The sequence below is a fragment of the Suttonella ornithocola genome (assembly GCF_001889065.1).
Classification (GTDB): domain Bacteria; phylum Pseudomonadota; class Gammaproteobacteria; order Cardiobacteriales; family Cardiobacteriaceae; genus Suttonella_A; species Suttonella_A ornithocola.
On sequence record NZ_LWHB01000332.1, the window covers coordinates 1 to 481 of the forward strand.

A 481-nucleotide genomic window follows, 5' to 3' on the forward strand; every position below is an offset into this window, starting at 1 on the left:
AACCAAACTATTCTCATGCCCATGCTCTTCAATGATTGCTTGAATATCACTGCGTTTATGAAAAGCGGCATTGTCCATGACAATTACACTGTTTTTAGGTAACTCAGGTAACAGTGCTTCTCTCACCCAATGAGAGAAAATATCGCTGTTAATAGAACCATCATATAAGCGTAAGGCAAACAATTCTCCATTGATAATGGCTCCAATCGCATTGCTCTGGTTCTTTAAATGCCAGTTATAGTCAAATCACTTATAATCCAATCTATCCAAAGCAGATATAAAGAACAACTTGTAGTAGAATTATCAAAAACAAACTGAGCATATCCTATGACCTACTGCAGCCAATTCCGACAGAAAATTCTTAACGATATTGCTAATGGAGAAACTTGGCGCGCTGTTGCAAAGCGCTACAAGATCAGCAAATTCACCGTCTATAGCTAGGACTTAAAAATCCCATCTTACTGAGCGATAAGCCCTCAAA

The 481-nt window shown here is 38.3% G+C and carries 1 protein-coding gene and 1 pseudogene; one reads left to right on the forward strand and one right to left on the reverse strand.

Features of this window, described 5'->3' with window-relative positions:
• Positions 1-210 (reverse strand): annotated as a pseudogene (locus A5N85_RS14180) (transposase); the annotation flags it as partial.
• Between the two features lie 117 nt (positions 211-327).
• On the opposite strand from A5N85_RS14180, the gene A5N85_RS15455 reads away from it, so the two are divergent.
• Positions 328-441 carry a helix-turn-helix domain-containing protein gene (locus A5N85_RS15455; protein ID WP_143143302.1) on the forward strand — a complete coding sequence of 38 codons (114 nt, stop codon included), beginning with the start codon at positions 328-330 and terminating at the stop codon, positions 439-441.
• Positions 442-481: the final 40 nt, after the last annotated feature.